Below are 24,119 nucleotides of genomic sequence, written 5' to 3'. Positions count from 1 at the left end.
AATCGTAAGCGCTTTCAATATGGTGGAGACGAAATTGAAACCCTACTAGAAAGTATGTTCGCCTAATGTGTGGAAACACGATACAATGTCAGAAGATGCGAGGAGGGAATGTATATGAACTATTACCAACAGATTGATCCGATCATAGGTACTTCTACGAACCAAGAAAGATTTCGAATACCTCAAATTGAAAAATCGAAAGAACGTTTAGACCGGTTACAGGACGGCGCACCTGTCCAGACGAAAGCGCTTGTCAGTACGGTTGAAGTGAAGGAAGGGAAGAGCGGTGCGAAGTGGCTACAACTAAGTGTCACGACGGCGACCGGGATGATGCGCGCGAAACATTGGCTCCGTGGGAACGAGAGCGAACTACTTCCAATCTATGAGTCTGGCGTGATTGAATTGTCAGGAAAAATCGATATCTATCCAAAACCAGATGGTGCAAAATCAATCATTATCGACCGGGTTCATCCCATCTCAAAAGATGAAGCCATCTCTTTACTCCCTGGCTTACCGGGTGACGAAACGATGGAACAATTTGCTGATGAGTTATTCAGCTTAATCGATACGTTGTCGCCGACTTATCAACAGATCGCCTATGGTCTCCTTGATTTCGTTTGGGATGATTTCGTACTGTCGCCAGCAGCGCTTTACCATCATCATAATTACGCTGGAGGATTGCTGAAGCATACCGTTTGTATGTTACGTCTCGGATATCGGATTCAAGAACAGGATGACTATTTGGCCATGGTGTTCCGTGTAATCAAAGAAGCCGAGCAGTTGCATAAAGTCGACCTTTGGAATACGATGAACGGGGTTAAAATTGAACAGGCCTATAAAGGAACGTTCGAATCATTGTATGCCGCATGCGAAGCGATGGCAGAACGGAAAGAGCCATTGAACTGGGACGAACTCGCACTTGGAATCCTTTTCCACGACATCGGAAAAATATATGAATACAGTCATCTGCTATCTAGTCCGAATCGTTTTGAGAAACTATCTCCTGTTGAGGGTACAAGTGAAACGACCGGCATCTCGATCAATCCGATTGGGACATTAATTGGGCATATGCCATACGGTGGCCTGTTGTTCGAAGAGACGTTACGCCAATCAAAGATTCGACTGCCGATCGACGTTCATCATCGTATTTGGCATATGATTTTATCGCATCACGGGAAGCGTGAGTGGGGATCAAGTGTCTTGCCGATGACGACGGAAGCTTGGATGCTTCATTTGATTGATTTATTGGATGCGCGCTATGAGAAATGGGCTCGCGCACACGAAGAACTGTAAGAAAAGGGTGATAACATGATTCCCGTACAATTAGTGACCGGGTTTTTAGGAGCAGGCAAGACAACATATATGAATCGTTTACTCGCTGCGACCGATGAGAAGATTTGTTTGATTGTTAACGAACTTGGGTCTGTCAATATCGATGAACAGTTGATTGTGAAGATGGACCAGGAGCAAATCGAGCTCTCGAACGGCTGTATTTGTTGTTCGATTCAAAATGACTTGAGCAAGACGTTTTATCAACTCGTGGCGAAGAAGGAGACATTTGACCGAATCATCATCGAGACGACTGGTGTTGCCGACCCGGCCCCAATCATCCAGACAATTTATTATGATGAATATTTACGACAACACTTCAAGATGAATGCTATCTTATCTGTCGTGGATGCAAGCCAAATGGATCGCGAACTGTTTAAAGAAGGCATTCATCAAATCGCCTATGCGGATTTGATTTTGTTAAATAAAACGGATTTAGTCTCAGTGGAAGAGCTGGACCAGGCACATCAGCGAATTGAACAACTCAACCCGACTGTTCGGATTGTGGAGACTGTCCAAACAGTAGGCGATTACGAACTACTCGAAAATACGTTCCAACTGTCACGAGTCGACGAACAGAAGTTGAGTCAACTGACGGAGATGAGTGAATCGGTGTCTTCCCTTCGTGCGATCACACTGAATGCTGAGCGCCCTTTGTCTCGGGAGCGGGTGACCCGTTATGTCCGTGAGGTACTGATGCATTATGAGGATTCGATTTATCGGATGAAAGCGATTGTCCGACTAAAAGACGAGAATCGAAAGTTCGTCATTCAAGCAACGAATCAACTGATGGGTGCGACGTTTGCAAACGAGGTACATGAAGGGGACCGTTCGGTATTCGTCTGGATCGGGAAGGAATTAGATGCCGAAGCATTGGCACTAGGATTAAAATCATGTGAGGTGGAGCAGAATGAAGCTCATTCTAGTTGATGGATTTAACTTATTGTCACGCTATTATTTTGCAACGGAGCGTAGGCGGGCACAAGATCCGGACGTAACGGTGAAAGGCTTGCTTCGAAAAGTAGATTCATGGACGACAGACTTTTCGCATATTGCTTTCTTTTGGGACGGAACGCGAGAGTCCACACATCGTTATGCCATGTACCCTGAATATAAAGCGACGCGTAATGGACTGCCTGAACCATTGTTTGATGACTACTTGAAATTGAGGGTCGCTTTGGATGAACGAGGCATCTTACAATCCGAGTTGACCGGATACGAGGCCGATGATTTGATGGGTGCGGTCGCGACAGCTTTTCCCGGGGAATCATACCTTTATTCCTCTGACCGTGACTTACTTCAGTTGTTATCACCGAACGTGTTTCAAATCATGCCGAAAAAGGGAGAAGAACAGCTCGTCAACGAAGGTTCGTTTGAATTGATGTACGGAGTAAAGCCGAAACAGTTTGTTGATGTGAAGGCACTCCAAGGAGATGCTTCAGATAATATTCCAGGTGTGCGCGGAATCGGTCCGAAAACGGCAACTATCCTGATTCAACATTACGATACGATTGAGACGCTTTACATGCACGTGCAGAATGAAACGCTTGAAGCGACCCACCAAAAGTTTGCAAAAAAACTAGACGGTCATGAAGAGATTGCGCTCTTGTCAAAACGTCTGTCGCAGATTGACATTTATGCTCCAATCAATACGGACTGGGAGGCGTACCGCTTTGGTTCACATCTATTTTGACGCGGCAACCAATCAAACGACTGGAGAAAACGGCATCGGTGTTTGGATCAAGTCATCAGACGGTACAGTATCAACATTCAAGCAACGGGTGCTAGGGCTGTCGAGCGTCCATGCTGAACTAGCAGCTTGTGCCTATGCACTTGAAAAGGCGCATTTGATGCAAGAGGAGACGTCATTCATGCTCTACTCTGATGCTGACGTGGTTGTTCGTGCATTAGAGCAACGCTTCATGAAAGATGATTCGGCGAAGCCGCTCTTTCTTAAAGCGTTGATTGCGTATGATGAACTACCTACTATCTTTTTGAAATGGATTCCGCGTGTGGAAAATCGAGCGGATTTGATTGCCCGTGAGGCATTGAATGGAACGAGTTAAGTGACTAAGATCATTCTTGGTCGCTTTTTTGACGGAGTCATTTCTTTTTAGATGGTTTTTCGCTAAAATGAAAGCGTACTCAACTATAGAGGGGGAATTTACAATGGATTATCGGATCGAACGGGACACAATGGGGGAAATTAAAGTCCCAGCTAATGCGAAATGGGGAGCGCAAACGCAGCGAAGTCTTGAAAACTTTAAAATCGGTGCTGAGAAGATGCCGCTTGAGATTGTATACGCTTTTGCCATTTTGAAAAAAGGAGCGGCTTTAGCGAACGCCGAACTTGGTGTACTTGAGGAAGACAAAGCGATCATCATCTCGGAAGTTGCGGATGAGATTTTAGCAGGGCAACACGACGCCGAATTTCCGCTTGTCGTCTGGCAGACGGGTTCAGGAACGCAGTCCAACATGAACGTCAACGAAGTCATCGCGCATCTTGCCAATGAAAAGTTACAGGCACGAGGACAATCGATCACGATTCATCCAAATGATGATGTCAACAAATCGCAGAGCTCGAACGATACGTATCCGACAGCGATGCACATCGCAGCCATCCTTTCCGTACAAGATGATGTCCTACCGGCAATCGACTCGCTTTACAAAACCCTTTCGCAAAAAGCGAAAGCGTATATGGATATCGTCAAAATCGGACGGACGCATCTTCAAGATGCGACACCGGTCACGCTCGGACAGGAAATCAGCGGCTGGGTGCGGATGCTAGAACTGTCAAAACAGATGATTGAACGGACGATAGAACCACTCACTGAGCTTGCTCTCGGAGGAACGGCCGTCGGGACAGGTATCAACGCGCACCCTGAGTTCGGTGAAGTCGTAGCCAAGAAAATCTCAGAAGAGACAGGCAAGCCGTTCATTACAGCCGTGAACAAATTCCACGCTCTAACGAGTCACGATCAACTCGTCTTCACGCACGGTGCTTTAAAAGCACTAGCGATGGACGCCATGAAGATTGCGAACGATGTGCGTTGGTTGGCTTCTGGTCCGCGTGCGGGAATCGGAGAAATTACGATTCCAGAAAATGAACCGGGAAGCTCGATTATGCCCGGTAAAGTAAATCCAACGCAAAGCGAGGCTCTCACGATGGTTGCCGCGCAAGTACTTGGTAATGATGCGACGATTGGCTTTGGGGCGAGTCAGGGGAATTTTGAATTGAATGTTTTCAAGCCGGTCATCATGTACAATTTCCTACAAACATGCCGTCTATTGACGGACAGCTTACATTCATTTAATGATCATTGTGCTGTCGGGATTGAACCGAATCAGGAAGTGATTTCACGAAACGTAGAGCAATCACTCATGCTCGTCACAGCACTCAATCCGCATATCGGATATGAGAATGCTGCAAAAATTGCAAAATCGGCACACAAAAACGGCACCTCTTTAAAAGAAGCGGCATTGAAAACAGGTTTATTGACAGAAGAACAATTCAATCAATGGATTCGTCCCGAAGAGATGACTACTCCAAATCTAAAAGTGAAAAAATAACGAAAAGCGGTCGCAAGACCGCTTTTCAGGCTGTTGACGAACCAGATCGCAAGATGCGATCTGGTTCGTCTTTTTTTGAGGTTTTGATTTCTTGAGGCGTTCTGCCCCAAAAAATTGAATAAATGCTATGTAGACTGTCCTTTCTGGCCAACCGGTTGGCCAGTTTCTTCATGTTTTGTGCGGTGGCTGCCACCAGATTGGCGCGCTGGACCTTCTTGATTCCCCTGTAAAACGTGAAGCGGAGCCCGTGGAGCTCCTTCCCGTCGGCGAACGAGCGCTCGACCGTCTGTGGACGGAGCCGATAGAGGTATTGTCCGGAAACCGAGAGGCGATTCGCGTTCAACGCTTCGCGGTAGGGTTCATCGATGTGTCGGGTGATGTCGCGACGGTGTGACTTGCTGGATGTACATTTCGAAAGGAGCGGGCAGTTCCGGCAGACGGCGGGGTCTGAGACGTAGTGATGGTAGCCGTGTCGGTCCGTCGTCTGGTAGGTGAGGCGCTGACGCGCCGGACAGATGTACACATCCTCTTCCGGGACGTAGGTGTACCGTGACTTGCGGAACATCCCCTTCTTCCCGCCGAAGCGCCGGCGGGCGATGACGGCGAATATGCCGCGTTCGGTCAGCGCCTTCGCGATCTCGGTCGTGTAATACCCGGCATCTAGCGCGACCGCCTCGAGCGGGAAGTCGAAGCGATCGAGGATATGGGTGATTCGGTCGAGGTAGACCGTGCTGTCGGAGACGTTACCGGGCGTGACGTGGACGTCGACGATGAAGTTGTGCTTGGCATCGACCGTCCGATGCGAAAGCCAGAAAAAGCCTTCCGGCTTCTGGTCACGATACATGTATCCCGATTCCGGGTCGGTCCGGCTCACTTTGACAAGCCGACGCTCTTTCCCGGCCCCTTTGGGCTTCAGTGCTTTTTTCCGCGCTCGGCACGCTCCTCGTTCACCCTCGGAAGGAGCTCCTCCTCGATTTCGCCGACGACCCGCTCGACCTCGACCTTGTCGAACTTCCTCTTGTTCGCGTTCGCCCGGATGTGCGTCGAGTCCGTGATCAGGATCCGACCGGAGATGAAGCCGAGCGCATCAGCCTGCCGCACGATATCCTCGAAGATTTCCTGGAACACGTCGTTGTCGTGAAAACGACGCCGGTAGGCCTGGCTGATCGTCGAATGGTCGGGCACCTTCTCATCGATGCCGAGACCGAGGAACCAACGATAGGCGAGGTTCGTCTGAACCTCCTTCACGGTCTGACGAACGGAACGGATGTTGAACAGCGGCCCGAGGAGGATGATCTTGATGATGATCTCGGGATCGATGCCGGGCGTCCCAGTGTTCGAATAGAGCGGTTCGCAGAGGCGGTGGACGATCGAGAAGTCGATGTGACGGTCGAGTTTTCGGACGAGGTGATCCTGCGGGACCAACTGGTCCAACGTGGTCTCCGTCTGGATTGCTTCATGTCGTTTCTCGGGATGGGCGCGGTACATATCGGGTTCCTCCTTTTGATAACAGGCGGGCTCGGCGTTTACCTTCCCTTTCCCCTTTTGGAGCGATTCGAAGTATGCAACGGGCTTTTTCTTCGGCCATCGAGGCCTCAGAAAAAGACAAACGGCCGTCAGATGACGACCGTTTGCGTTGCTCGCCCGATGGCGCCCCGACTCCTGCAGGAAAGCAATCCGACGGAGACCCAGCAGCGACCTAGGTCGCGATGCGGCTCCGGGATTGCCTGCGGAAAGCGTGGGCGCCGGACAGGCGAGCGATATAATTCATGTTAGTCAACAAGCTGAAAAGCGGTCGCAAGACCGCTTTTTGTATGTCTATTTTAGGACATATGACCTATGTATATGTAAAACAATAGAAAATAAATAAGGAAATAGTTGTATTTTAACCGCCGAAGTCGCATAATCGAAGCATAAGATAATTCGGGGAGTACGAACATAGGGGGGACGAAAATGGAGCAAGGTCAACTCACTGAGCGTATACATATGATTTTGAAGAAGATATCAGAGTCTAGACAAATTCCAAAAAGCGATATCGAATTTCTACTCGATTGGATGAAGAAGGAAGTTAGACAACGACGTTTGATGCATTTGTTAGAAATCTTTAGTCGTGTCGAGTCTGACGCGAAGGAGTTACCTAGTGTCCTCACCCAAGCGGAAGCGTTGACCCTGATTTCACCTGTGAAGCGGTATATCCATACAGTCCTAGGAATTGAACAAGAAGATGAAGACCTTGTCCTGATTTTATCAGCAAGTTTTTCTACATTTAGTCGCTATAAATCGCGTGTCGAAAAACTAGGAGCTCGTCCGGTATTTTTACAAACCCTCGAAGAAGCGGTTGAATACGATTATGAGGATGTGCCAAAAGCCATCATCATGGACGTCGAACTATGGCCGCAGTTCAAAGAACGAGACATCCAATCATTCGTCAGCAAAATGAGAAAACTCTATGTGCCGCTCATCGTCATCGGTACGAATGAACACTATCGTCTTGCTGCATATTCTTACGGATTCGATGATTATTGGGAATCGTGGGTTCCGATGGAGGAACGGTTGGTACGTCTCGGATTACATATTGAAAAATCCCGTCTCGTATCAAAGGCGTTACTCGTGGATGAATTGACAGGAGCCTTTAACCGCAAGTATTTGAAACCGACATTCTCTCGATTCATCTCGAGATTGGAGCGCTCTGGAGAGAGTTTTGCTGTCGCCTTACTTGATATCGATCATTTCAAACAATTGAACGATACGTTCGGTCATTCATACGGAGATGACGTCCTTCATCGTGTATCAGAGGAAATTCGCCATGCGATTCGCTCGAGCGATGAGCTCATTCGTTATGGTGGAGAAGAATTTTTAATTCTCTTAAATGTTTCAGATCGGGCGATTGTCGAAACGGTGTTGGAGCGTGTCCGTTCAAAAATCGAAACGATGGAGTTTCCTTATGACCATCAAGTGACGGTATCGATTGGCTACACGCGTGTCTGCCAGACGGGCTATACACTTGGTGAATGGTGCGCCTATGCAGATGAGGCGTTATACAAAGCGAAACGAGATGGACGAAACCGTGTTGTCCGTTATTCATCTGCAGTCCGTGAAGAGAAGCGGATTGCATATGTGACGATGTCAACGAATACATATATTTCGCTCGCGGACCGACTGCCTAAAGAACACCGCCGATATGAAGTAGTGTATCGTCCTTATGAAGCGTATTCTTGTAACGATAACATTGAAATGTTCGTCTTGGATGATGCCCGGGTAGATGAAGCGAGAGGTACATTGTCTGCCGTGAAGGAGCAGCGGGGGAAATATAGCCACATTCTCGCAGTATCGAAACGTACCGCATCTGAGCTTGAAGCGATTTATGATGACTATGCGGATGAAGAACATGACGAAATCATTACGAAAAAAATTGAACAGTGGCTAGAAAAACTACCAGATTAAAAAGCAGACATCAATGATTACTCGATGTCTGCTTTGTCGTATTGTTTGAACGTGAAGGAATATGCATGTCTTTCGTCTTGTGGATGATTGATTCGATTTGTGACTATCCATTCCCCTGTGCGTTCAGGATAATACGTGTCGGCCTCGAACCTAGATTCGACTTCCGTGGCATAGATTCGACTCGTCATCGGCATCGTCTGCTCATATAAGGTGGCACCACCAATGACAAACCATTCTTCCTGCTCACTCAATTCAACAAGACGGTCCAAGTCATGCCATACTTCGACTTGATCTGCTTCAAATGAAGAATCGGACGTGACGACGATATTGCGTCGGTTTGGCAAAGCCTTTCCGATTGATTCGAACGTCTTTCTTCCCATTACGACGGTCCCGCCAGACGTGACGGTCTTGAAGTGTTTCAAGTCATCTGGCAAGCGCCATAACAAATCATTGTCTTTTCCGATTTCTCGGCTCTGCCCATACGCAACGACATGCGAAATCATACGCTCACTTCCCCTTTAATATGTGGATGCGGGTCATATCCGAGAATCTCAAAGTCTTCAAAACGGAATGATTCGATTGAGGGGACGTCTCGGACAATCTTGAGTTGTGGTAACGGGCGTGGCTCACGTGACAGTTGAAGCTCCACTTGCTCGAGATGGTTGTGGTAAATATGTGCATCTCCGAGTGTGTGGACAAAATCACCAACCTCAAGGCCGGTCACATGCGCAACCATGTGCGTCAGAAGCGCATAGGAAGCGATATTGAACGGAACTCCTAAAAAGGTGTCGGCACTCCGCTGATACAATTGGCAAGATAGCTTCCCGTCGGCGACATAGAATTGGAACAACAGATGACAAGGCGGGAGGGCCATCTCCTCTAGTTGTCCAGGGTTCCATGCGGAGACGATCAACCGTCTCGAATCAGGATTTGTCTTGATTTGTTCAATCACTTGAGCCAACTGATCGACGGTCGAGCCGTCCGGGCGCGGGAACGAACGCCATTGTGAGCCGTAGACGGGTCCTAGATTGCCTTCTTCATCTGCCCATTCGTTCCAAATACGGACTCCATTCTCTTGTAGATAACGAATGTTTGTTTCTCCCGAAATGAACCAAAGTAGTTCATGAATGATCGAACGAGTATGTAATTTTTTCGTCGTGATAAGGGGAAAACCTTCCTGCAGATTAAAGCGCATTTGATAGCCAAAAACGCTCGTCGTCCCTGTACCAGTCCGGTCTTCTTTCGCTATTCCATTGTCGAGAATATGTCGACATAAGTCATGATATTGCTTCATACGTGATGTGCCTCCTTCTCAATCTCCTACCACTAAAGGTATCATATAATATCAATATTGTAGAGTGGAAACACAAGATATAGTGGTGAGAATCATCCCTAATCAATATCATGGAACAACAATCACGATTCTTCGTTTTCGCCACTCCCGGTTTCGGGTATAATGGTGAATGAATATAAGGAGGGGTTTGATGAAACTTCAAGGAAAGAAAGTTCTTCAACTTGTCAGTAATGACTTCGAGGATTTAGAACTTTGGTATCCGGTGCACCGTCTTCGTGAAGAAGGAGCGCACGTGATCCTCGCGGGAGAGAAAGCCGATCATGCGTATATCGGTAAATATGGTGTCCCTGCCAAATCAGACGTATCGTTTGATGATGTAGACATCACTTCGTTCGATGCGATTCTCGTTCCGGGTGGTTGGTCACCTGACTTGTTACGTCGTTTTGATTCGGTGAAGGGGTTCGTCCGCTATATGGATGAACAAAAGCGACCGATCGGTCAAATTTGTCATGCTGGTTGGGTGCTGATTTCAGCGAACATTTTAGACGGTGTGAACGTGACGAGCACGCCGGGAATCAAAGATGACATGGAAAATGCGGGTGCGATTTGGCATGATGAGCCGGTCGTCGTTGACGGACATATCGTCTCGAGTCGCCGACCACCAGATTTACCAGATTATATGCGCGCGTTCATCGACGTGTTCGCAAAACAGTAACTGAATCATAAAGGAGCTATACAACGTTGAACTTAAAATCGAATCCATTACTTCGTAAATCTATGCACTCTACAGCTTATAGTGCCGAGCCGATGACAAAAGCAGGGACATGGTCCAAAGTGTTTACATTGCTTCTTCTCGTGACGGCGGCAGCCGGTACGACATGGCTTGTCGTCCCTACAATTGGGGAAGAACTCTTGTTCCCGATCATGATTGGATCGCTCATCCTCGGGTTTATCTTTGCCTTGCTCATCACGTTTAAACCGAATACAGCGCCGGTCGTTGCACCACTTTACGGTATTATTGAAGGTGTGTTTGTCGGTTCGATTTCGTATTTCTTTGAAGCGATGGTCCCTGGTATTGTGGGACGTGCCGTATTGACGACGTTTGTCGTTGCTTTTGCGATGTGGTTTGTCTATACGACAGGTCTCGTCAAAGTGACACAAAAATTCAGAGCTGGTGTCATGGCTGCCATGTTCACAGTCATGTTGCTATATCTCGTGCAACTCGTCATGAGTCTATTCGGTTCAGGGTTGGCGTTTATGACCGGTTCGAGCCCGCTTGCAATCGGCGTACAGTTTGTCATTGTCATCGTCGCTTCGCTTGCGCTCGTCTTAGACTTTGACTTTATTGCAAGTCAGGTCGAAGCTCGTGCGCCGAAACAATTAGAATGGGTGGCGGCGTTCGGATTAATCGTCACACTCGTCTGGTTGTATATTGAATTGTTAGACTTATTGTATCGTCTAGCGATGAGAGAATAACATTTAATCATCGATCCATTGGGTCGATGATTTTTTCACGAAAGGATGTGTCCATCTGTCTGAAAGGACAGATTTATGATGAAGAAAATTGTGATTATCGGGTCGGGAATCGTTGGTGTATCGACAGCCTATCATTTAGCAGGTAAAGCTGACGTGACGGTCATCGACCGTAAAGAAGAAGGACGTGCGACAGATGCGGCAGCAGGAATCGTCTGTCCGTGGATTGCGCAACGACGCAATAAAGCATGGTACGCACTCGCAAAAGGAGGTGCGCACTATTATCCGCAGATCGTGAAAGAGTTGGAAGCTGAAGGGGAAACGGAGACCGGATACAAACGGGTCGGGACTCTTGCGCTACATGAAGAAGCAAAACTTGACCAGATGATGGAGCGGACGATGAAACGACGTGAAGAGGCCCCGGAAATCGGCGACCTCGAACGATTGACCGCACAAGAGGCACAACTCCGCTTTCCTCCGTTATCTGATGAATATGATGCGCTTCTAGTAACAGGTGGAGCACGTGTGGACGGTGGAAAATTCCGAGGAGCACTCGAGCGTGTCGCCCAAAAACGCGGTGCAAAGTTCGTCTATGGTTCGGCACGATTGACTGGTGGGGATGAGATTGGCGTAGAGTGTGACGGAGTTCTCCATGAAGCGGATGAAATCATCCTTGCGGCGGGGGCGTGGCTACCGGAACTGTTACAGCCTATTGGATATACAGCTCGTGTCGACGGAGAGAAGGCGCAACTCGTTCACGTTCAGTTAAAGGACACCGATGCATCGAATTGGCCGGTTGTCATGCCACCACGGAGACGGTATTTACTTGGATTTGACGATGGTAAGGTTGTCATCGGCTCAACGCATGAGAAAGGAAAAGCATTCGATGCACGACCGACGGCGATTGGTGTTCATGAAGTACTGACAAAAGGTTTGGAGTCTTCACCCGGTCTTGCTGAAGCAGAACTCATTGAAACGAAAGTTGGCTTCCGTCCAGTCACACCGAATTCGATCCCTGTGCTTGGAAGGGTGCCCGGGGCAGAAAACCTGCTAGTCGCGAACGGTCTAGGCTCATCCGGATTGACGGTAGGCCCATTCATCGGGAAAGTGTTAAGTGATCTCGTTCTTACAGGCGACGCCGAAGTGGATCTATCGCTTTATCCGATCGAAGACTATATCTATAAAACATGAAGAAAGGTGGCTGTCTGAAAATCTTAGACAGTCACCTTTTAACGTTTAATAACCCCGTTTAAAAAGAAATGAAAATAATCTTCCATCGTTTCTTTCATATCACCGATTGAAAAATGAGGGTCGGACAGGATGGCCTGCTGCATTAACTGAACATAGCGAAGATAAGAGGTGGTCGATAAGGTCACATCGATTGATCCTTGTTGCTTACCGTACTCAATCAGTCGGGCGAAGGCAGTGTATCCCCGGGTCGCAAGTTGTTCCCAGTTCGGGTCCTGTTGCATTGTCTTCGTAATGGTCTCATCAAAGAGAACCGCTGTCTTAATTTTTCGCTTCAAGATGTCTACGAGTATCGCGTCGAAGGGAGCATTCGATTCGATTTTTTGATCAATCCAACTCATTTGTTCCTCCGTCATTTGTTTTAATACTTCAATGATGACCTGCTCTTTTGAACCAAAATAATTATAAATGGATACGGGGGAAACGTGTGCTTTTTTAGCGAGCTCGCTTACGGTAAATCGAGATTGCTTCTCTGTCATTAAGTCAAAAGCCGCGCTTAAAATGGCCTGTCGTTTTTCTTCAGTGCGTTTTGCAAATCCATCCATTTGAATAATCGCTCCTTTCTATAGTTTTGTAATAAATATACCATTACCATTTCAAAAAAGAACGTGATATACTAATTTTGTAATCATATTAAATTAATATTTCAAAAAAAGGGGGATTCGAGATGATTCGGATTCAGCAATTGACGAAACGGTTCGATTCGACACACGGTATTTTTGACGTCTCGCTTAACGTATCACCGGGAATGATCTTTGGATTCATCGGACCGAATGGTGCAGGTAAATCAACAACGATTCGGCATTTGATGGGACTTTTGAAACCAAATGAAGGGAAAGCCTCAATCAATGGATTCGATTGTTGGCAAGAAACAGAGAAGGTGAAAGAGAGCGTTGGCTATTTGCCGGGAGAAATCAATTACCCACAAAACATGACCGGAGAAGAAATCATTCGGTTGACCCGTCATTTGCACAAAACAGATACTGACCGCGAACGGCGGCTTCGTGAACGATTTTCATTTGATGAAGCGACGAAAGTACGGAAGATGTCAAAAGGAATGAAGCAAAAGTTGGCTATTATCACGTGCTTCATGAAAGATGTGCCTGTCTATATTTTAGATGAGCCGACGAGTGGACTTGACCCGCTCATGCAGGAACGGTTAATCGATTGGTTGATTGAAGAAAAACGAGCAGGAAAAGCGATTCTCATGAGTTCACACCATTTTCCAGAGATGGAACGGACGTGTGATCGTGCCGCATTGATTAAAGACGGCCGCATTATCATCGAGGAAAACATGGGAGAACTTCGACAACATAGTGTGAAACGATATCGAATCGAATTCTCATCAGAGACAGAGGCGATCCGATTCATCGAAGCTTCCGGTTCGCGAGATGGAGTACACGTCGAGGTCGCGATCACGTCGCCACGAGACTTAAACAACTTAATCCGAACGCTTGCCGACTATGAGATTCGTTCACTTGAGAGTGGCGCAGACGAACTCGAACACTTGTTTATGCAGTATTACGGGGAGGCGACATAAATGTTAATAAGATCTATGTTTAGACAAAATCGCAGTTGGATTCTCGGTTATTCAATCGGGACAAGTATCTACCTCTTCTTTTTGGCGGCTATTTTCCCGTCCATTCAGGAAACGGGATTGATTGAGGCAAAGTTAGAGTCGTTACCACCGGAACTGCTCGACGTGTTCCAAATCGATGCGACGATGGCGATGGATAATTTGCTCAATTTGTTGTCGAGTAATTATTATGGATTGATCTTTTATGTACTCGCTGTGTTGTTTGCGTTGACGTTTGCCTCAAAACTCCTCGCCAAACCGGTCGATTCTGGAGAAATCATGCTTTACATGGCGGCACCGATTTCTCGAGTCACGTATGTATTGTCCACATTTGTCATCCTCATCATTGCAGTAAGTTTTTTTGTCGGATTAAATGGGCTCAGTCTCATGGCAGCAGATGTATTGTTTGATTTACAAATCGACTATTCTGTTCTATGGATGCTTCAATTGAACGGAGCACTCATGCTGCTCGTATTAGGTGTCGTTGCTTATATGTTGGCAAGTCTGTTCGATGATAGTAGCAAATCCTATATGGTGACGGGTGGAATCTTTACGTTTTTCTTAATGGTGAATATCATTAACGGAGTGAGTGAGCAGTTCGAATGGCTAGGGAACATTTCCTTCTTCTCTCTCTTTGATGCTCCGGCCATCATGCGTGAAGAATTTGGTGGCATTCATTTTATATGGTTAATCGGCTTATTAATGTTCTTTTCAGTACTCTCGTTCATCCGTTTTATCCGAAAAGATTTGACGATTTAGTTTTTCAAAATAAATTCTCGGGTATGATAGAATCAGTTCGATAGAATAAAAAGGGGATGAACTAGATGTTATATGCTACGTTAAGAAACAAGGTAGAAATTCCGATGATCGGCTTTGGAGTGTGGCAAGTCGACAATGATACTGAAGCACCAGCAGCTGTCGTTGAGGCCATTAAAACGGGCTATCGTCATATCGATACGGCTGCAATTTATAAAAACGAAGATGGCGTCGCAAAAGGAATCAAAATTTCAGGAGTCGACCGTTCAGAATTGTTCATCACATCGAAGATTTGGAATGATGATATTCGTGAGGGGAAAACAAAAGTAGCTTTTGAAAACTCATTGAAGCGCCTCCAGACAGATTATCTAGACCTTTGCCTACTTCATTGGCCGGTAGATGGCTTTGTCGAGGCATGGAAGGACCTCATCGATTTGTATAAGGCTGGGAAGATTAAAGCAATCGGTGTATCAAACTTCAAAGAGCACCATCTTGAAGCGTTGAAAGAAGCGGGACTTATGACACCACTCATTAACCAGGTGGAACTACACCCACAACTACCACAACCGGATTTGCTAGACTATTGCCAAGATGAAGGCATTCAAATTGAAGCGTGGAGTCCACTTATGCAAGGAAAGTTCTTAGACATTCCTGTCTTTTCGGAAATAGCTGAGAAGCATGACCGGACGCCTGCACAAGTTGTGCTTCGATGGCACCTCGAGTCGGGTCACGTCGCCTTACCAAAATCGGTTACACCACACCGAATCCGTGAGAATTTTGACGTGTTTGACTTTTCACTCGATGCAGACGATTTAGCAAAAATCGACCAAGTGGCGACGGGTGAACGTCTCGGACCAGACCCAGATGAAATCGATTTTTAATCAAAAGGGACTCGCTTAGGCAAGTCCCTTTTGACGTGTAGAGTCACACGGATCGGGGTATTGATTATTATGTTGCTAAAAGGAGGTGTTTGATCTTCGTTTAGAAGATCGAGGATATGGACTTATCTAAATGGCCGATAGTGAACTGGGTCGCTTTCTTGGCGACGGTTGTCATCAATTATTTTGCGAGTGGTGACAATGCCGCGGTTTCAGATCGAATCGATATTTACTTTAAGCCAGCGGGATACGCCTTCTCGATTTGGGGAGTCATCTATGTGGCGTTACTTGTATGGTTAGTCTTGCAAGTGAAAAAAGGGACGGTGGCGAATCAACAAGCTAATCGAATGAAGGCAGGATTTCTAATCTCATGTGTATTGAACGGGTTATGGCTACTTGCATTCACGAATGAGTGGTTCATCATCTCTCTCGTCGTCATGGTATCATTCTTAGCTTCTCTTTGTTGGCTGTACTATATCGCGTTCCGAACGTCTACAAGTTGGCTCGACCGCTTCCCATTCTCCATTTATATCGGTTGGGTATCGGTTGCAACAATCGTCAATACGTTTGTCGTCATGAAGACGGAGCAGATTACTTCACTGTTAGGACTCGATGAACTTGCTTGGACGTCACTCATGCTCATGGTTGGGGTCGTATTAGCCCTTCTCTTCATGTGGTGGCACCACGACTTCATCTATCCTCTCGTATTCGTTTGGGCATACATCGGTATTTTTGCAAGAATCGAAGAGGGGACGCTATATGTCGTCATCGTTAGTGCGCTCGCATTGCTTGCAATTGGGTATATCGGATTGATTTTGTGGAAGCGACCGAAATCGTTTATACACCATACGCGTAAAACAGTTGAATAATAAAAAAGGATATCTTAGGTGATATCCTTTTTTTACGTTCTTAAGAACCTATAAATAAATAATATTGATGGATATTTATTCTTTATCTAATATAACTAAAACTGAGTAACTCATTGATATCAATGATGTATGCGCTTTCATATATATTCTTTGATATTCTTATTATGCAAAAATACATACAGTACACTTGATTTATCAGAATATTTAGAACAAAATGTTAATTACGAAACTGTGAGTGAAAGGGGTCGATGATATGAGTCGAGTTGGACTGTATGACTCAAGATTTGAGAAAGATGCGTGCGGAATTGGACTATATGTCAATTTACACGGACTTAAAAAACATGAGATTGTCCGTAAATCACTTTCGATGTTGTGTAATTTAGAGCACCGAGGTGGACAAGGAGTCATCGATGCCGGAGATGGTGCTGGCATTATGACAGAGATTCCACATGAGTTGTTCATGCAAACGATGAACCTTCCGTCACTCGGTCGTTACGCTGTCGGAATGGTTTTTTTTCAGCCGTCAGAAGATCGACTGAATGAAAAAGTTAAATTAATGGAACGTATGGCGGATGAATTGGATTGCTCGACGATCGAGTGGCGCGAAGTACCCGTGGACTCCACACAAATCGGTGAACATGCCCGTGTGACGCAACCGGTCATCTATCAGTGGTTCATCTCATGCCCATTCCTAGATGAAGATGCAAATGAACGGGTTTTTTATGAACTCAGACGAAAAATCGAAAAAGTCGAAATGTTAAACTTATATATCGCTAGTTTGTCGACGAAGACAATTGTCTATAAAGGAATGTTGACGCCTAGCCAAATCTCCGCATTTTACTTGGATTTACAATCGCCTCACTATAAGAGTACATTCGGCATTGTCCATTCTCGATTCTCAACGAATACATTCCCGTCCTGGGAACGAGCGCATCCAAACCGGATGATTGTCCATAATGGTGAAATCAATACGTTACGAGGAAACATCGATGCGATGCGTTCACGTGAAGGAGTCACCTCAACAGACCTGTTTGAAGACGTGAATCACTTGTTCCCTGTTCTCCAAGAGGATGGCAGTGACTCCTCAATGCTCGATAATGCCTTTGAATTTTTCAAGCGGACCGGTCGTTCGATAGCGCACACAGCCATGATGTTAATTCCAGAACCATTCGTGGAGGCGAAGATGGAACCTTTCAAACGTGACTTCTATCAATATCATTCTTCAATCATGGAACCGTGGGATGGTCCGACTGGTGTCGTCTTTACAGATGGTCGGCAAATCGGGGCAATTTTAGATCGGAATGGATTGCGTCCGATGCGTTACATCGAAACATTGGACGGGGAATTGATCCTGTCGTCTGAGACGGGGGTCATTCCGGTCGATGCTGAGAACGTCAAATCAAAGCAACGTCTCAGACCGGGGCAGTTGTTGTTGATTGACCTGATTGAGAAGCGATTGATTCCAGACAGTGAAATCAAGGAGACGATTGCGAAGTCAGAGCCATATCATAAATGGCTAAAGCAAATGATGATTATTGAGGACAGAGGTGTTCAGGAGCAAACGGTTTCAGAGCTAGATCGTGTGCAACGTGCATTCGGTTATACAAAAGAGGACATCGAACAATACATGGTTCCTTTAATTAATGACGAGAAAGATCCAATCGGGTCGATGGGACACGATCAACCAATCGCTGTGCTTTCGACACGCCCACGATCGCTGTTCCATTACTTCAAACAACATTTTGCACAAGTGACGAACCCGCCTATTGACGCATTACGAGAGAAGATTGTCACGGCAACATTCACCTGGATTGGTCCGCAAGGAGATCCGGTCCATACAGGACGCGGGCATGCGAAGCGTGTCTGGTTAGACCATCCGATTATTGATGGCACCACCCTTGATCAGATTGATGAGCGACTTACACTCAAACGAATCGATGCAACATTTGCGAGTGATTTAGAATCGGCACTTGACGTACTCTTGAAGAGCGTCAGTCAAGCTGTTCAAGAAGGTGCGAACGTCATCGTCCTATCTGATCGCCTCATGAATGAGTTGCGAATTGCAATGCCTTCACTTCTCGTACTTAGTGCGGTACACCAGCATTTAATTCGGGAGAACTTACGCTCGAGCTGTAGCATCATTTGTGAGAGTGGAGAAGTTCGAGAAGTGCATCAGGCAGCGACGTTGATTGGTTACGGAGCAGATGCGGTCTATCCATACGTCGCGTATGCAACGATTCAAAACTTAGTTGAACATGGTCAAATCGCTCATACGTTTGAAGAGGCTGTTCGATCTTATCAGAAAGCGGTCGTAGAAGGGATCGTCAAAATCATGTCGAAGATGGGTATCTCGACGATTCAAAGTTATCGTGGGGCTCAAATTTTCGAAGCGATCGGATTAGACAGTCGATTGATTGAAAGGCATTTCCGAGGAACGACATCTCAACTATCTGGGATTGGATTCGTTGAACTAGAGGGCGAGGCGAGAGTGTTGCACGAATTTGCTTACCAGACGAATCGTCCGCTAGAAGCGGGGAGCGATTTCCAGTGGCGGGCAGACGGAGAAGAGCATGCATTCAATCCGAAGACAATTCATTTGTTGCAACGAGCTTGCCGCGAGAATGATCGAAAGTACTACGACGCCTACGTCAAATTGCATGAGTCTTCAGGACAGTTTATCCGCCAGTTGTTTACGTTCAAAGCACAACGTCCTGTGGCGCTTGACGAAGTTGAACCTATCACTTCGATTGTGGGACGATTCAAGACCGGCGCGATGTCGTTCGGGTCGTTGTCGAAAGAAGCTCACGAAACACTCGCCATCGCCATGAACCAGATTGGTGCGAAAAGTAACTCTGGTGAAGGGGGAGAGGACCGCGCTCGTTATGTGGCAGATGAATTTGGAAATGAGCGAATCAGTCGCATCAAACAAGTCGCGAGCGGACGTTTCGGTGTGACAGCCGAATATCTTTATCATGCCGATGAAATTCAAATTAAAATGGCTCAAGGAGCAAAACCTGGAGAAGGTGGACAACTTCCGGGGAACAAAGTGTATCCATGGGTAGCGGAAGTTCGAGGTTCGGTTCCTGGGGTTGGACTGATCTCGCCGCCTCCGCACCACGATATATATTCCATCGAGGATTTGGCACAACTGATTTTTGATTTAAAGCATGTGAATCCGAACGCAAAAATCAGTGTCAAGCTCGTATCGAAATCAGGGGTCGGGACGATTGCGGCAGGTGTGGCAAAAGCGAACGCGGATACGATTGTCATCAGTGGATATGATGGCGGGACCGGTGCTTCTCCGAAGACATCAATCAAGCATACGGGACTCCCTTGGGAACTCGGTCTCTTAGAGACACATCAAACGCTTGCATTGAATGGATTGCGGGGGAGAGTCACGCTTGAGACGGACGGAAAGCTTATGACAGGGCGGGATATCGTCATGGCCGCAATATTCGGAGCGGAAGAGTTCGCTTTTGCGACAGCACCGCTTGTCGTTCTCGGCTGTATCATGATGCGCGCATGTCACTTAGATACTTGCCCGGTCGGTGTAGCGACGCAAGACCCGGTACTTCGCCAAAAATTCATGGGGAAACCAGAACATGTCGTCAACTTGATGACATTCTTAGCTGAAGAAGTACGGGAGATCTTAGCATCACTTGGTGTGACGTCACTCGACGAAGTGATTGGTCGAACGGATTTACTCGAAGAAAGTGAGTGGAAGACGACTCATCCGAAAGCAAAACGGTTGGATTTAGCACCGATGCTCTCAATGCCGACACCACTCCCAGAATCTGAAGAGCTACCTCATCCGGCATATTATTCCTATGATCATCGGAAATTGATTCCAGCAGTTTCCCGGTCGATTAGCTCGTTGCAGCCGACATTCTTCGTTGGTCGGATTCGCAACACCGATCGAGCGGTCGGGACGCAGTTAGGATTTGAAGTAACGAAAGTTCATGGTCAGTTTGGTCTTCCGGACGATACGATTTCACTTCGACTTAGTGGGTCGGCCGGACAAAGTTTAGGTGCATTCATACCACGTGGAATCACCATTTCTGTGATTGGAGATGCAAACGATTATATCGGTAAAGGCTTGAGTGGAGGGAAACTGGCGTTGATTGCTGAAAAACATGCCCCGTTTGACGAGAGTGAACAAATGATTGCTGGTAACGTTTGCTTATACGGAGCGACGAGCGGTCAAGCTTTCTTTAACGGGCACGTCGGCGAGCGTTTTGCCGTCCGTAACTCAGGTGCAGCGACAGTCGTCGAAGGAGTCGGAGATCATGGCTGCGAATATATGACGGGTGGTACTGTTCTCGTACTCGGACAGATTGGGCGAAACTTTGCGGCCGGTATGTCTGGTGGAACAGCTTATATTTACGGAGCACAAGCGTATGAACAACTCGTCAATGAGGAACTCGTTTCCGTCGAACGAGAACTGGACGATGAGGACATGGAACAAATTTATACACTTCTTGAAGCGCATCAATTCCATACAGACAGTGTCAAAGCGCGGACGATTTTAGAGTCGTTTGAACAAGTGCGTCTAAACTTTGTGAAAGTCGTTCCGAGAGACTATGCGAACGTCTTAGACGTGATGCGTCAGATTAAAGCAAAACGTCCGGAATTGAGTGAGGCCGACAGAGCACTTGAATTGTTCCGCGTCGTGACTGAAGGAGGTACCGCATGAAACATAACTTTTTGAATATCGCGCGAACGACCTTACCAGAGCGTCAGGTTGATGAACGGGTGAGAGATTATGAGGAATATGCGACACGGATGGATGATGAATCCGTCCAACAACAGGCCGCACGTTGTATGGACTGCGGCACGCCGTTCTGTCATGTCGGGGATATGATTGGTCAGGAGACGATCGGTTGCCCGATTCATAACTTTATTCCAGAATGGAACAAGCTTGTGACGAAAGCTGACTGGATGGGTGCGTATCATCGATTGATGGAGACGAACAACTTCCCGGAGTTCACGGGAAGGGTTTGTCCGGCGCCGTGTGAAGGATCATGTACGCTCGCCATTAGTGAAGATCCTGTCGCCATCAAATCGATTGAACGGACAATCATCGACCGTGCCTTTGAAGAAGGATGGGTGAAACCGAGATCGATTCAGCATAGAACCGGGATGACGGTCGCGATTATCGGAAGCGGTCCAGCCGGATTGGCTGCAGCCGATCAATTGAATCAACTTGGACATTCGGTCACCATCATTGAGAAAGCGGACGAAGCGGGAGGCCTACTCATGTACGGAATCCCGAACATGAAACTGGATAAAGGTGTCGTAAGACGTCGTGTTTGCCTGCTCGAGCAAGAGGGAATCGTCATCCGGACGAATGTAGAGGTCGGTACCGACGTGACGGTCGAATCGCTTCGTAACGAGTACGATGCTGTCATTCTGGCGACTGGCGCACAAAAACAGCGTACGCTTGGGATTGATGGAGATGATGCCATTGGCGTGGAAATGGCAATGGACTATTTGACAGCCTCGATGCATGAACGAAAAGGAGTGCATCTCGAATCGAAATTTGACGCCAAAGACAAAAATGTCATCGTCATCGGAGGTGGGGACACAGGCGCCGATTGCGTGGCGACTGCGATTCGTCAAGGCGCAAAATCAGTCGTTCAATTTGGTAAGCACCCATCAAAAGGGTTGCTTCGTGCACCTGAGAAACCTTGGCCGTTGCAGCCTGACACGCTAACGACCGATTATGCGTATGCTGAATCGCTCGCGGTGTATGAGAAAGACCCGAGAACGTATTTGATTCGTTCCAACCAAATCGTCACGAAAGAGGGACGTGTCACTGGGATTGAAACGGAACGGATGACGAAAGTTGTCAACCCGGATGGTCAGGCGACTTTCTTCGTGGAAGAAGATTCGATCGAGACGTATCCTGCGGACCTCGTCCTCGTTGCGATTGGGTTTGAGAGACCGGAGCATGAATTGCGGAAAATCGGCGTCGAAAAGACGAAGGATTTCCATACAGCAACGGATAACGTCTTTGTCGCCGGGGATGCGAAGCGAGGTCAAAGCTTAATCGTTTGGGCAATTCGAGAAGGGCGAGAAGTGGCAGAAGTCGTCGACTCCTATCTCGAAACTTGCAAGTCTGTCTTAAAAACCTCATCATAAAAAAGGAGCGACAACCGTCGCTCCTTATCTTTTGTTTAGGAGGAGTTTTATGTTTACCGAAATCCTCATGTACACCGGAATCTGGTTTATCCTCATATTAATTTTACTAGGAACTATTTATTCACGACGGAAGAAATGATTAAAGGACCATTGCCGCAATCACCCCGAAGATGATGAGAGGGATGTTGTAGTGTAGGAACGTTGGCCAAACCGTCTCACGTAGGTGATCGTGTTGGCCGTCAGCGTTCAAACCACTCGTAGGTCCGAGCGTCGAGTCACTTGCAGGACTCCCCGCATCACCAAGAGCACCCGCAGTCCCGATGATGGCAATCGTCGCCTCCACAGAGAAACCGTACTGTACACAAAGAGGTACAAAGATGGCTGCGATGATTGGAATGGTCGAGAAACTTGACCCGATTCCGAGCGTGATCACTAGTCCGACGAGTAGCATAACGAGAGCGGCGATCATTTTCGAGTCACCCATCAGATTGCTCGCACCGTTTACGAGCGGATCAATCGCGCCTGTTTCACGAATGACGGCTGCGAATCCGCTTGCGGCAATCATGACGAAACCGATGAACGCCATCATGCGCATGCCGCTTGTGAAGATGTCATCTGCCTCCGACCAAGGGATGAGGCGGAAAATCGAGAGTAACATCAGTCCTGTCACTGCCGAGGCAATCATCGACTCGGTCTGTAATTGAACGATGAGAACGATGAGAACAACGACAAGCGTCATGATCATCTTGAAACCGCCCATTTGACGAACTTCATAGTCAGACGGTCCGAGTGCGATTGTTTCATACGTTCGCGGTTTCCGGTAATGGATGAACGCTGCGATCAATCCGACGACCATACCTAATGCCGGGATTCCCATGATTGAGATGATATTGACGTCGCCGACTGTCAAGCCGTTCGCTTCGACATTCGCAATGAGAATTTCATTCAAATAAATACCGCCAAATCCGACTGGTAACAACATGTATGGTGTCACAAGACCGAAAGTTAAGATTGTCGCTACGAGACGGCGATCTAGTTTCAATTCATTGAATAAGACGAGTAACGGTGGAATCACAATCGGGATAAAGGCGATGTGAATCGGGAGTACGTTCTGTGAGCTGATCGACAATAATAAGAGTAGCGACAATAAGAACGCTTTGACATAACTCACGCGTTTACCCGACACGTCACGACCCGACATGGCAATCAGTTTTTCGGCCAAGACGTCTGGTAGACCCGTCTTCGACAACCCGACGGCGAATGCGCCGAGGAGTGCGTAACTGAGCGCGATGCTCGCTCCGCCCCCGAGGCCGTCGCTAAAGGCGGTCAACGTATCGTTAAACCCAAGTCCTCCAACAAGCCCTCCGACTAGCGCCGCTAATATTAAGGATAATACAATGTGCACTCGACTGATGGCGAGCGCGAATAAGACGATGACTGCAAGTAACACTGCGTTCATATACATCCAACACCTTTCATATTTTCTTTCTCTTGGTATCACTTTAATATGATAAAGACTTTTTGAAATTTAACATATGATG

The 24,119-nt window shown here is 47.1% G+C and carries 19 protein-coding genes and 1 pseudogene; 15 read left to right on the top strand and 5 right to left on the bottom strand.

The annotated features are described in order from the left end of the window. Positions 1-114: 114 nt before the first annotated feature. The 5 genes from P400_RS0110105 to fumC all read left to right on the top strand — a co-directional run bounded on the left by P400_RS0110105 (position 115) and on the right by fumC (position 4,899). Entirely contained in the window at positions 115-1,293 is a 1,179-nt protein-coding gene (locus P400_RS0110105; protein WP_026826079.1) for an HD domain-containing protein, read from the top strand. A gap of 15 nt (positions 1,294-1,308) precedes the next feature. Continuing rightward, the gene (locus P400_RS0110100) at positions 1,309-2,259 is read left to right on the top strand and encodes a CobW family GTP-binding protein (protein ID WP_026826078.1); all 951 of its coding nucleotides are present in this window, start codon (positions 1,309-1,311) and stop codon (positions 2,257-2,259) included. Beyond that, complete coding sequence (locus P400_RS0110095) at positions 2,240-3,022, top strand: 5'-3' exonuclease (RefSeq protein WP_026826077.1); 783 nt, start codon at positions 2,240-2,242, stop codon at positions 3,020-3,022. Before P400_RS0110100 ends, P400_RS0110095 begins: the two co-directional genes overlap by 20 nt. Continuing rightward, on the top strand, positions 3,003-3,395 hold the full coding sequence (locus tag P400_RS0110090; protein ID WP_026826076.1) for a reverse transcriptase-like protein: 393 nt from the start codon (positions 3,003-3,005) through the stop codon (positions 3,393-3,395). The genes P400_RS0110095 and P400_RS0110090 overlap by 20 nt, the downstream gene beginning before the upstream one ends. A gap of 103 nt (positions 3,396-3,498) precedes the next feature. After that, positions 3,499-4,899: a class II fumarate hydratase gene (gene fumC / locus P400_RS0110085; protein ID WP_026826075.1), complete on the top strand. Its 1,401-nt coding sequence runs from the start codon at positions 3,499-3,501 to the stop codon at positions 4,897-4,899. Between the two features lie 142 nt (positions 4,900-5,041). Here fumC and P400_RS15550 read toward each other — a convergent pair. Continuing rightward, a pseudogene (locus tag P400_RS15550) lies at positions 5,042-6,387 on the bottom strand (IS1182 family transposase); the annotation flags it as partial. Between the two features lie 465 nt (positions 6,388-6,852). Between P400_RS15550 and P400_RS0110070 the strand changes: the two are divergent. Beyond that, positions 6,853-8,343, top strand: coding sequence for a GGDEF domain-containing protein (locus P400_RS0110070; RefSeq protein WP_026826073.1), 1,491 nt, complete (start codon positions 6,853-6,855; stop codon positions 8,341-8,343). 17 nt (positions 8,344-8,360) lie between these two features. On the opposite strand, the gene P400_RS0110065 is transcribed toward P400_RS0110070, so the two are convergent. Then, positions 8,361-8,846, bottom strand: a complete 486-nt coding sequence (locus tag P400_RS0110065) for a dihydrofolate reductase (RefSeq protein ID WP_026826072.1) — start codon at positions 8,844-8,846, stop codon at positions 8,361-8,363. After that, positions 8,843-9,637, bottom strand: a complete 795-nt coding sequence (locus P400_RS0110060; protein ID WP_026826071.1) for a thymidylate synthase — start codon at positions 9,635-9,637, stop codon at positions 8,843-8,845. The genes P400_RS0110065 and P400_RS0110060 overlap by 4 nt, the downstream gene beginning before the upstream one ends. 190 nt (positions 9,638-9,827) lie before the next feature. On the opposite strand from P400_RS0110060, the gene P400_RS0110055 reads away from it, so the two are divergent. The 3 genes from P400_RS0110055 (at position 9,828) to P400_RS0110045 (ending at position 12,301) form a co-directional block, all read left to right on the top strand. Continuing rightward, positions 9,828-10,352 (top strand): type 1 glutamine amidotransferase domain-containing protein, encoded by a 525-nt coding sequence (locus P400_RS0110055; protein WP_026826070.1) that lies wholly within the window; start codon positions 9,828-9,830, stop codon positions 10,350-10,352. Positions 10,353-10,378: 26 nt separating this feature from the next. Then, positions 10,379-11,113 (top strand): Bax inhibitor-1/YccA family protein, encoded by a 735-nt coding sequence (locus P400_RS0110050; protein WP_026826069.1) that lies wholly within the window; start codon positions 10,379-10,381, stop codon positions 11,111-11,113. A 78-nt stretch (positions 11,114-11,191) separates the two neighbouring features. Beyond that, a complete protein-coding gene (locus P400_RS0110045) occupies positions 11,192-12,301 on the top strand; it encodes an NAD(P)/FAD-dependent oxidoreductase (protein ID WP_034771473.1) in 1,110 nt (369 codons plus the stop codon). 38 nt (positions 12,302-12,339) lie between these two features. On the opposite strand, the gene P400_RS0110040 is transcribed toward P400_RS0110045, so the two are convergent. Next, positions 12,340-12,903, bottom strand: a complete 564-nt coding sequence (locus P400_RS0110040; protein WP_026826067.1) for a TetR/AcrR family transcriptional regulator — start codon at positions 12,901-12,903, stop codon at positions 12,340-12,342. Positions 12,904-13,025: 122 nt separating this feature from the next. Here P400_RS0110040 and P400_RS0110035 point away from each other — a divergent pair, with 122 nt between their 5' ends. The 6 genes from P400_RS0110035 to P400_RS0110010 all read left to right on the top strand — a co-directional run bounded on the left by P400_RS0110035 (position 13,026) and on the right by P400_RS0110010 (position 22,578). After that, positions 13,026-13,898, top strand: a complete 873-nt coding sequence (locus P400_RS0110035; protein ID WP_026826066.1) for an ABC transporter ATP-binding protein — start codon at positions 13,026-13,028, stop codon at positions 13,896-13,898. Further along, the gene (locus tag P400_RS0110030; protein ID WP_026826065.1) at positions 13,899-14,693 is read left to right on the top strand and encodes an ABC transporter permease subunit; all 795 of its coding nucleotides are present in this window, start codon (positions 13,899-13,901) and stop codon (positions 14,691-14,693) included. A gap of 65 nt (positions 14,694-14,758) precedes the next feature. Then, a complete protein-coding gene (locus P400_RS0110025) occupies positions 14,759-15,571 on the top strand; it encodes an aldo/keto reductase (RefSeq protein WP_026826064.1) in 813 nt (270 codons plus the stop codon). A 116-nt stretch (positions 15,572-15,687) separates the two neighbouring features. Then, on the top strand, positions 15,688-16,437 hold the full coding sequence (locus P400_RS0110020) for a tryptophan-rich sensory protein (protein WP_026826063.1): 750 nt from the start codon (positions 15,688-15,690) through the stop codon (positions 16,435-16,437). Positions 16,438-16,690: 253 nt separating this feature from the next. After that, complete coding sequence (gene gltB, locus P400_RS0110015) at positions 16,691-21,130, top strand: glutamate synthase large subunit (protein ID WP_026826062.1); 4,440 nt, start codon at positions 16,691-16,693, stop codon at positions 21,128-21,130. Beyond that, the gene (locus tag P400_RS0110010; protein WP_026826061.1) at positions 21,127-22,578 is read left to right on the top strand and encodes a glutamate synthase subunit beta; all 1,452 of its coding nucleotides are present in this window, start codon (positions 21,127-21,129) and stop codon (positions 22,576-22,578) included. The genes gltB and P400_RS0110010 overlap by 4 nt, the downstream gene beginning before the upstream one ends. A gap of 139 nt (positions 22,579-22,717) precedes the next feature. On the opposite strand, the gene P400_RS0110000 is transcribed toward P400_RS0110010, so the two are convergent. After that, complete coding sequence (locus tag P400_RS0110000) at positions 22,718-24,037, bottom strand: Na+/H+ antiporter family protein (protein ID WP_026826060.1); 1,320 nt, start codon at positions 24,035-24,037, stop codon at positions 22,718-22,720. Positions 24,038-24,119 lie beyond the last annotated feature (82 nt).

The organism is Exiguobacterium marinum DSM 16307 (genome assembly GCF_000620845.1).
Lineage (GTDB): Bacteria > Bacillota > Bacilli > Exiguobacteriales > Exiguobacteriaceae > Exiguobacterium > Exiguobacterium marinum.
Note: the sequence above shows the minus strand (reverse complement) of the source record. Positions and strands in the feature narration are given on the sequence as shown.

Bases quoted from the DNA above. Each gene is read 5' to 3' on its own strand.
- P400_RS0110105 (WP_026826079.1), top strand. From the start codon at position 115: ATGAACTATTACCAACAGATTGATCCGATCATAGGTACTTCTACGAAC.
- P400_RS0110100 (WP_026826078.1), top strand. From the start codon at position 1,309: ATGATTCCCGTACAATTAGTGACCGGGTTTTTAGGAGCAGGCAAGACA.
- P400_RS0110095 (WP_026826077.1), top strand. From the start codon at position 2,240: ATGAAGCTCATTCTAGTTGATGGATTTAACTTATTGTCACGCTATTAT.
- fumC (WP_026826075.1), top strand. From the start codon at position 3,499: ATGGATTATCGGATCGAACGGGACACAATGGGGGAAATTAAAGTCCCA.
- P400_RS0110070 (WP_026826073.1), top strand. From the start codon at position 6,853: ATGGAGCAAGGTCAACTCACTGAGCGTATACATATGATTTTGAAGAAG.
- P400_RS0110065 (WP_026826072.1), bottom strand. From the start codon at position 8,846: ATGATTTCGCATGTCGTTGCGTATGGGCAGAGCCGAGAAATCGGAAAA.
- P400_RS0110060 (WP_026826071.1), bottom strand. From the start codon at position 9,637: ATGAAGCAATATCATGACTTATGTCGACATATTCTCGACAATGGAATA.
- P400_RS0110055 (WP_026826070.1), top strand. From the start codon at position 9,828: ATGAAACTTCAAGGAAAGAAAGTTCTTCAACTTGTCAGTAATGACTTC.
- P400_RS0110045 (WP_034771473.1), top strand. From the start codon at position 11,192: ATGAAGAAAATTGTGATTATCGGGTCGGGAATCGTTGGTGTATCGACA.
- P400_RS0110040 (WP_026826067.1), bottom strand. From the start codon at position 12,903: ATGGATGGATTTGCAAAACGCACTGAAGAAAAACGACAGGCCATTTTA.
- P400_RS0110035 (WP_026826066.1), top strand. From the start codon at position 13,026: ATGATTCGGATTCAGCAATTGACGAAACGGTTCGATTCGACACACGGT.
- P400_RS0110030 (WP_026826065.1), top strand. From the start codon at position 13,899: ATGTTAATAAGATCTATGTTTAGACAAAATCGCAGTTGGATTCTCGGT.
- P400_RS0110025 (WP_026826064.1), top strand. From the start codon at position 14,759: ATGTTATATGCTACGTTAAGAAACAAGGTAGAAATTCCGATGATCGGC.
- P400_RS0110020 (WP_026826063.1), top strand. From the start codon at position 15,688: ATGGACTTATCTAAATGGCCGATAGTGAACTGGGTCGCTTTCTTGGCG.
- gltB (WP_026826062.1), top strand. From the start codon at position 16,691: ATGAGTCGAGTTGGACTGTATGACTCAAGATTTGAGAAAGATGCGTGC.
- P400_RS0110010 (WP_026826061.1), top strand. From the start codon at position 21,127: ATGAAACATAACTTTTTGAATATCGCGCGAACGACCTTACCAGAGCGT.
- P400_RS0110000 (WP_026826060.1), bottom strand. From the start codon at position 24,037: ATGAACGCAGTGTTACTTGCAGTCATCGTCTTATTCGCGCTCGCCATC.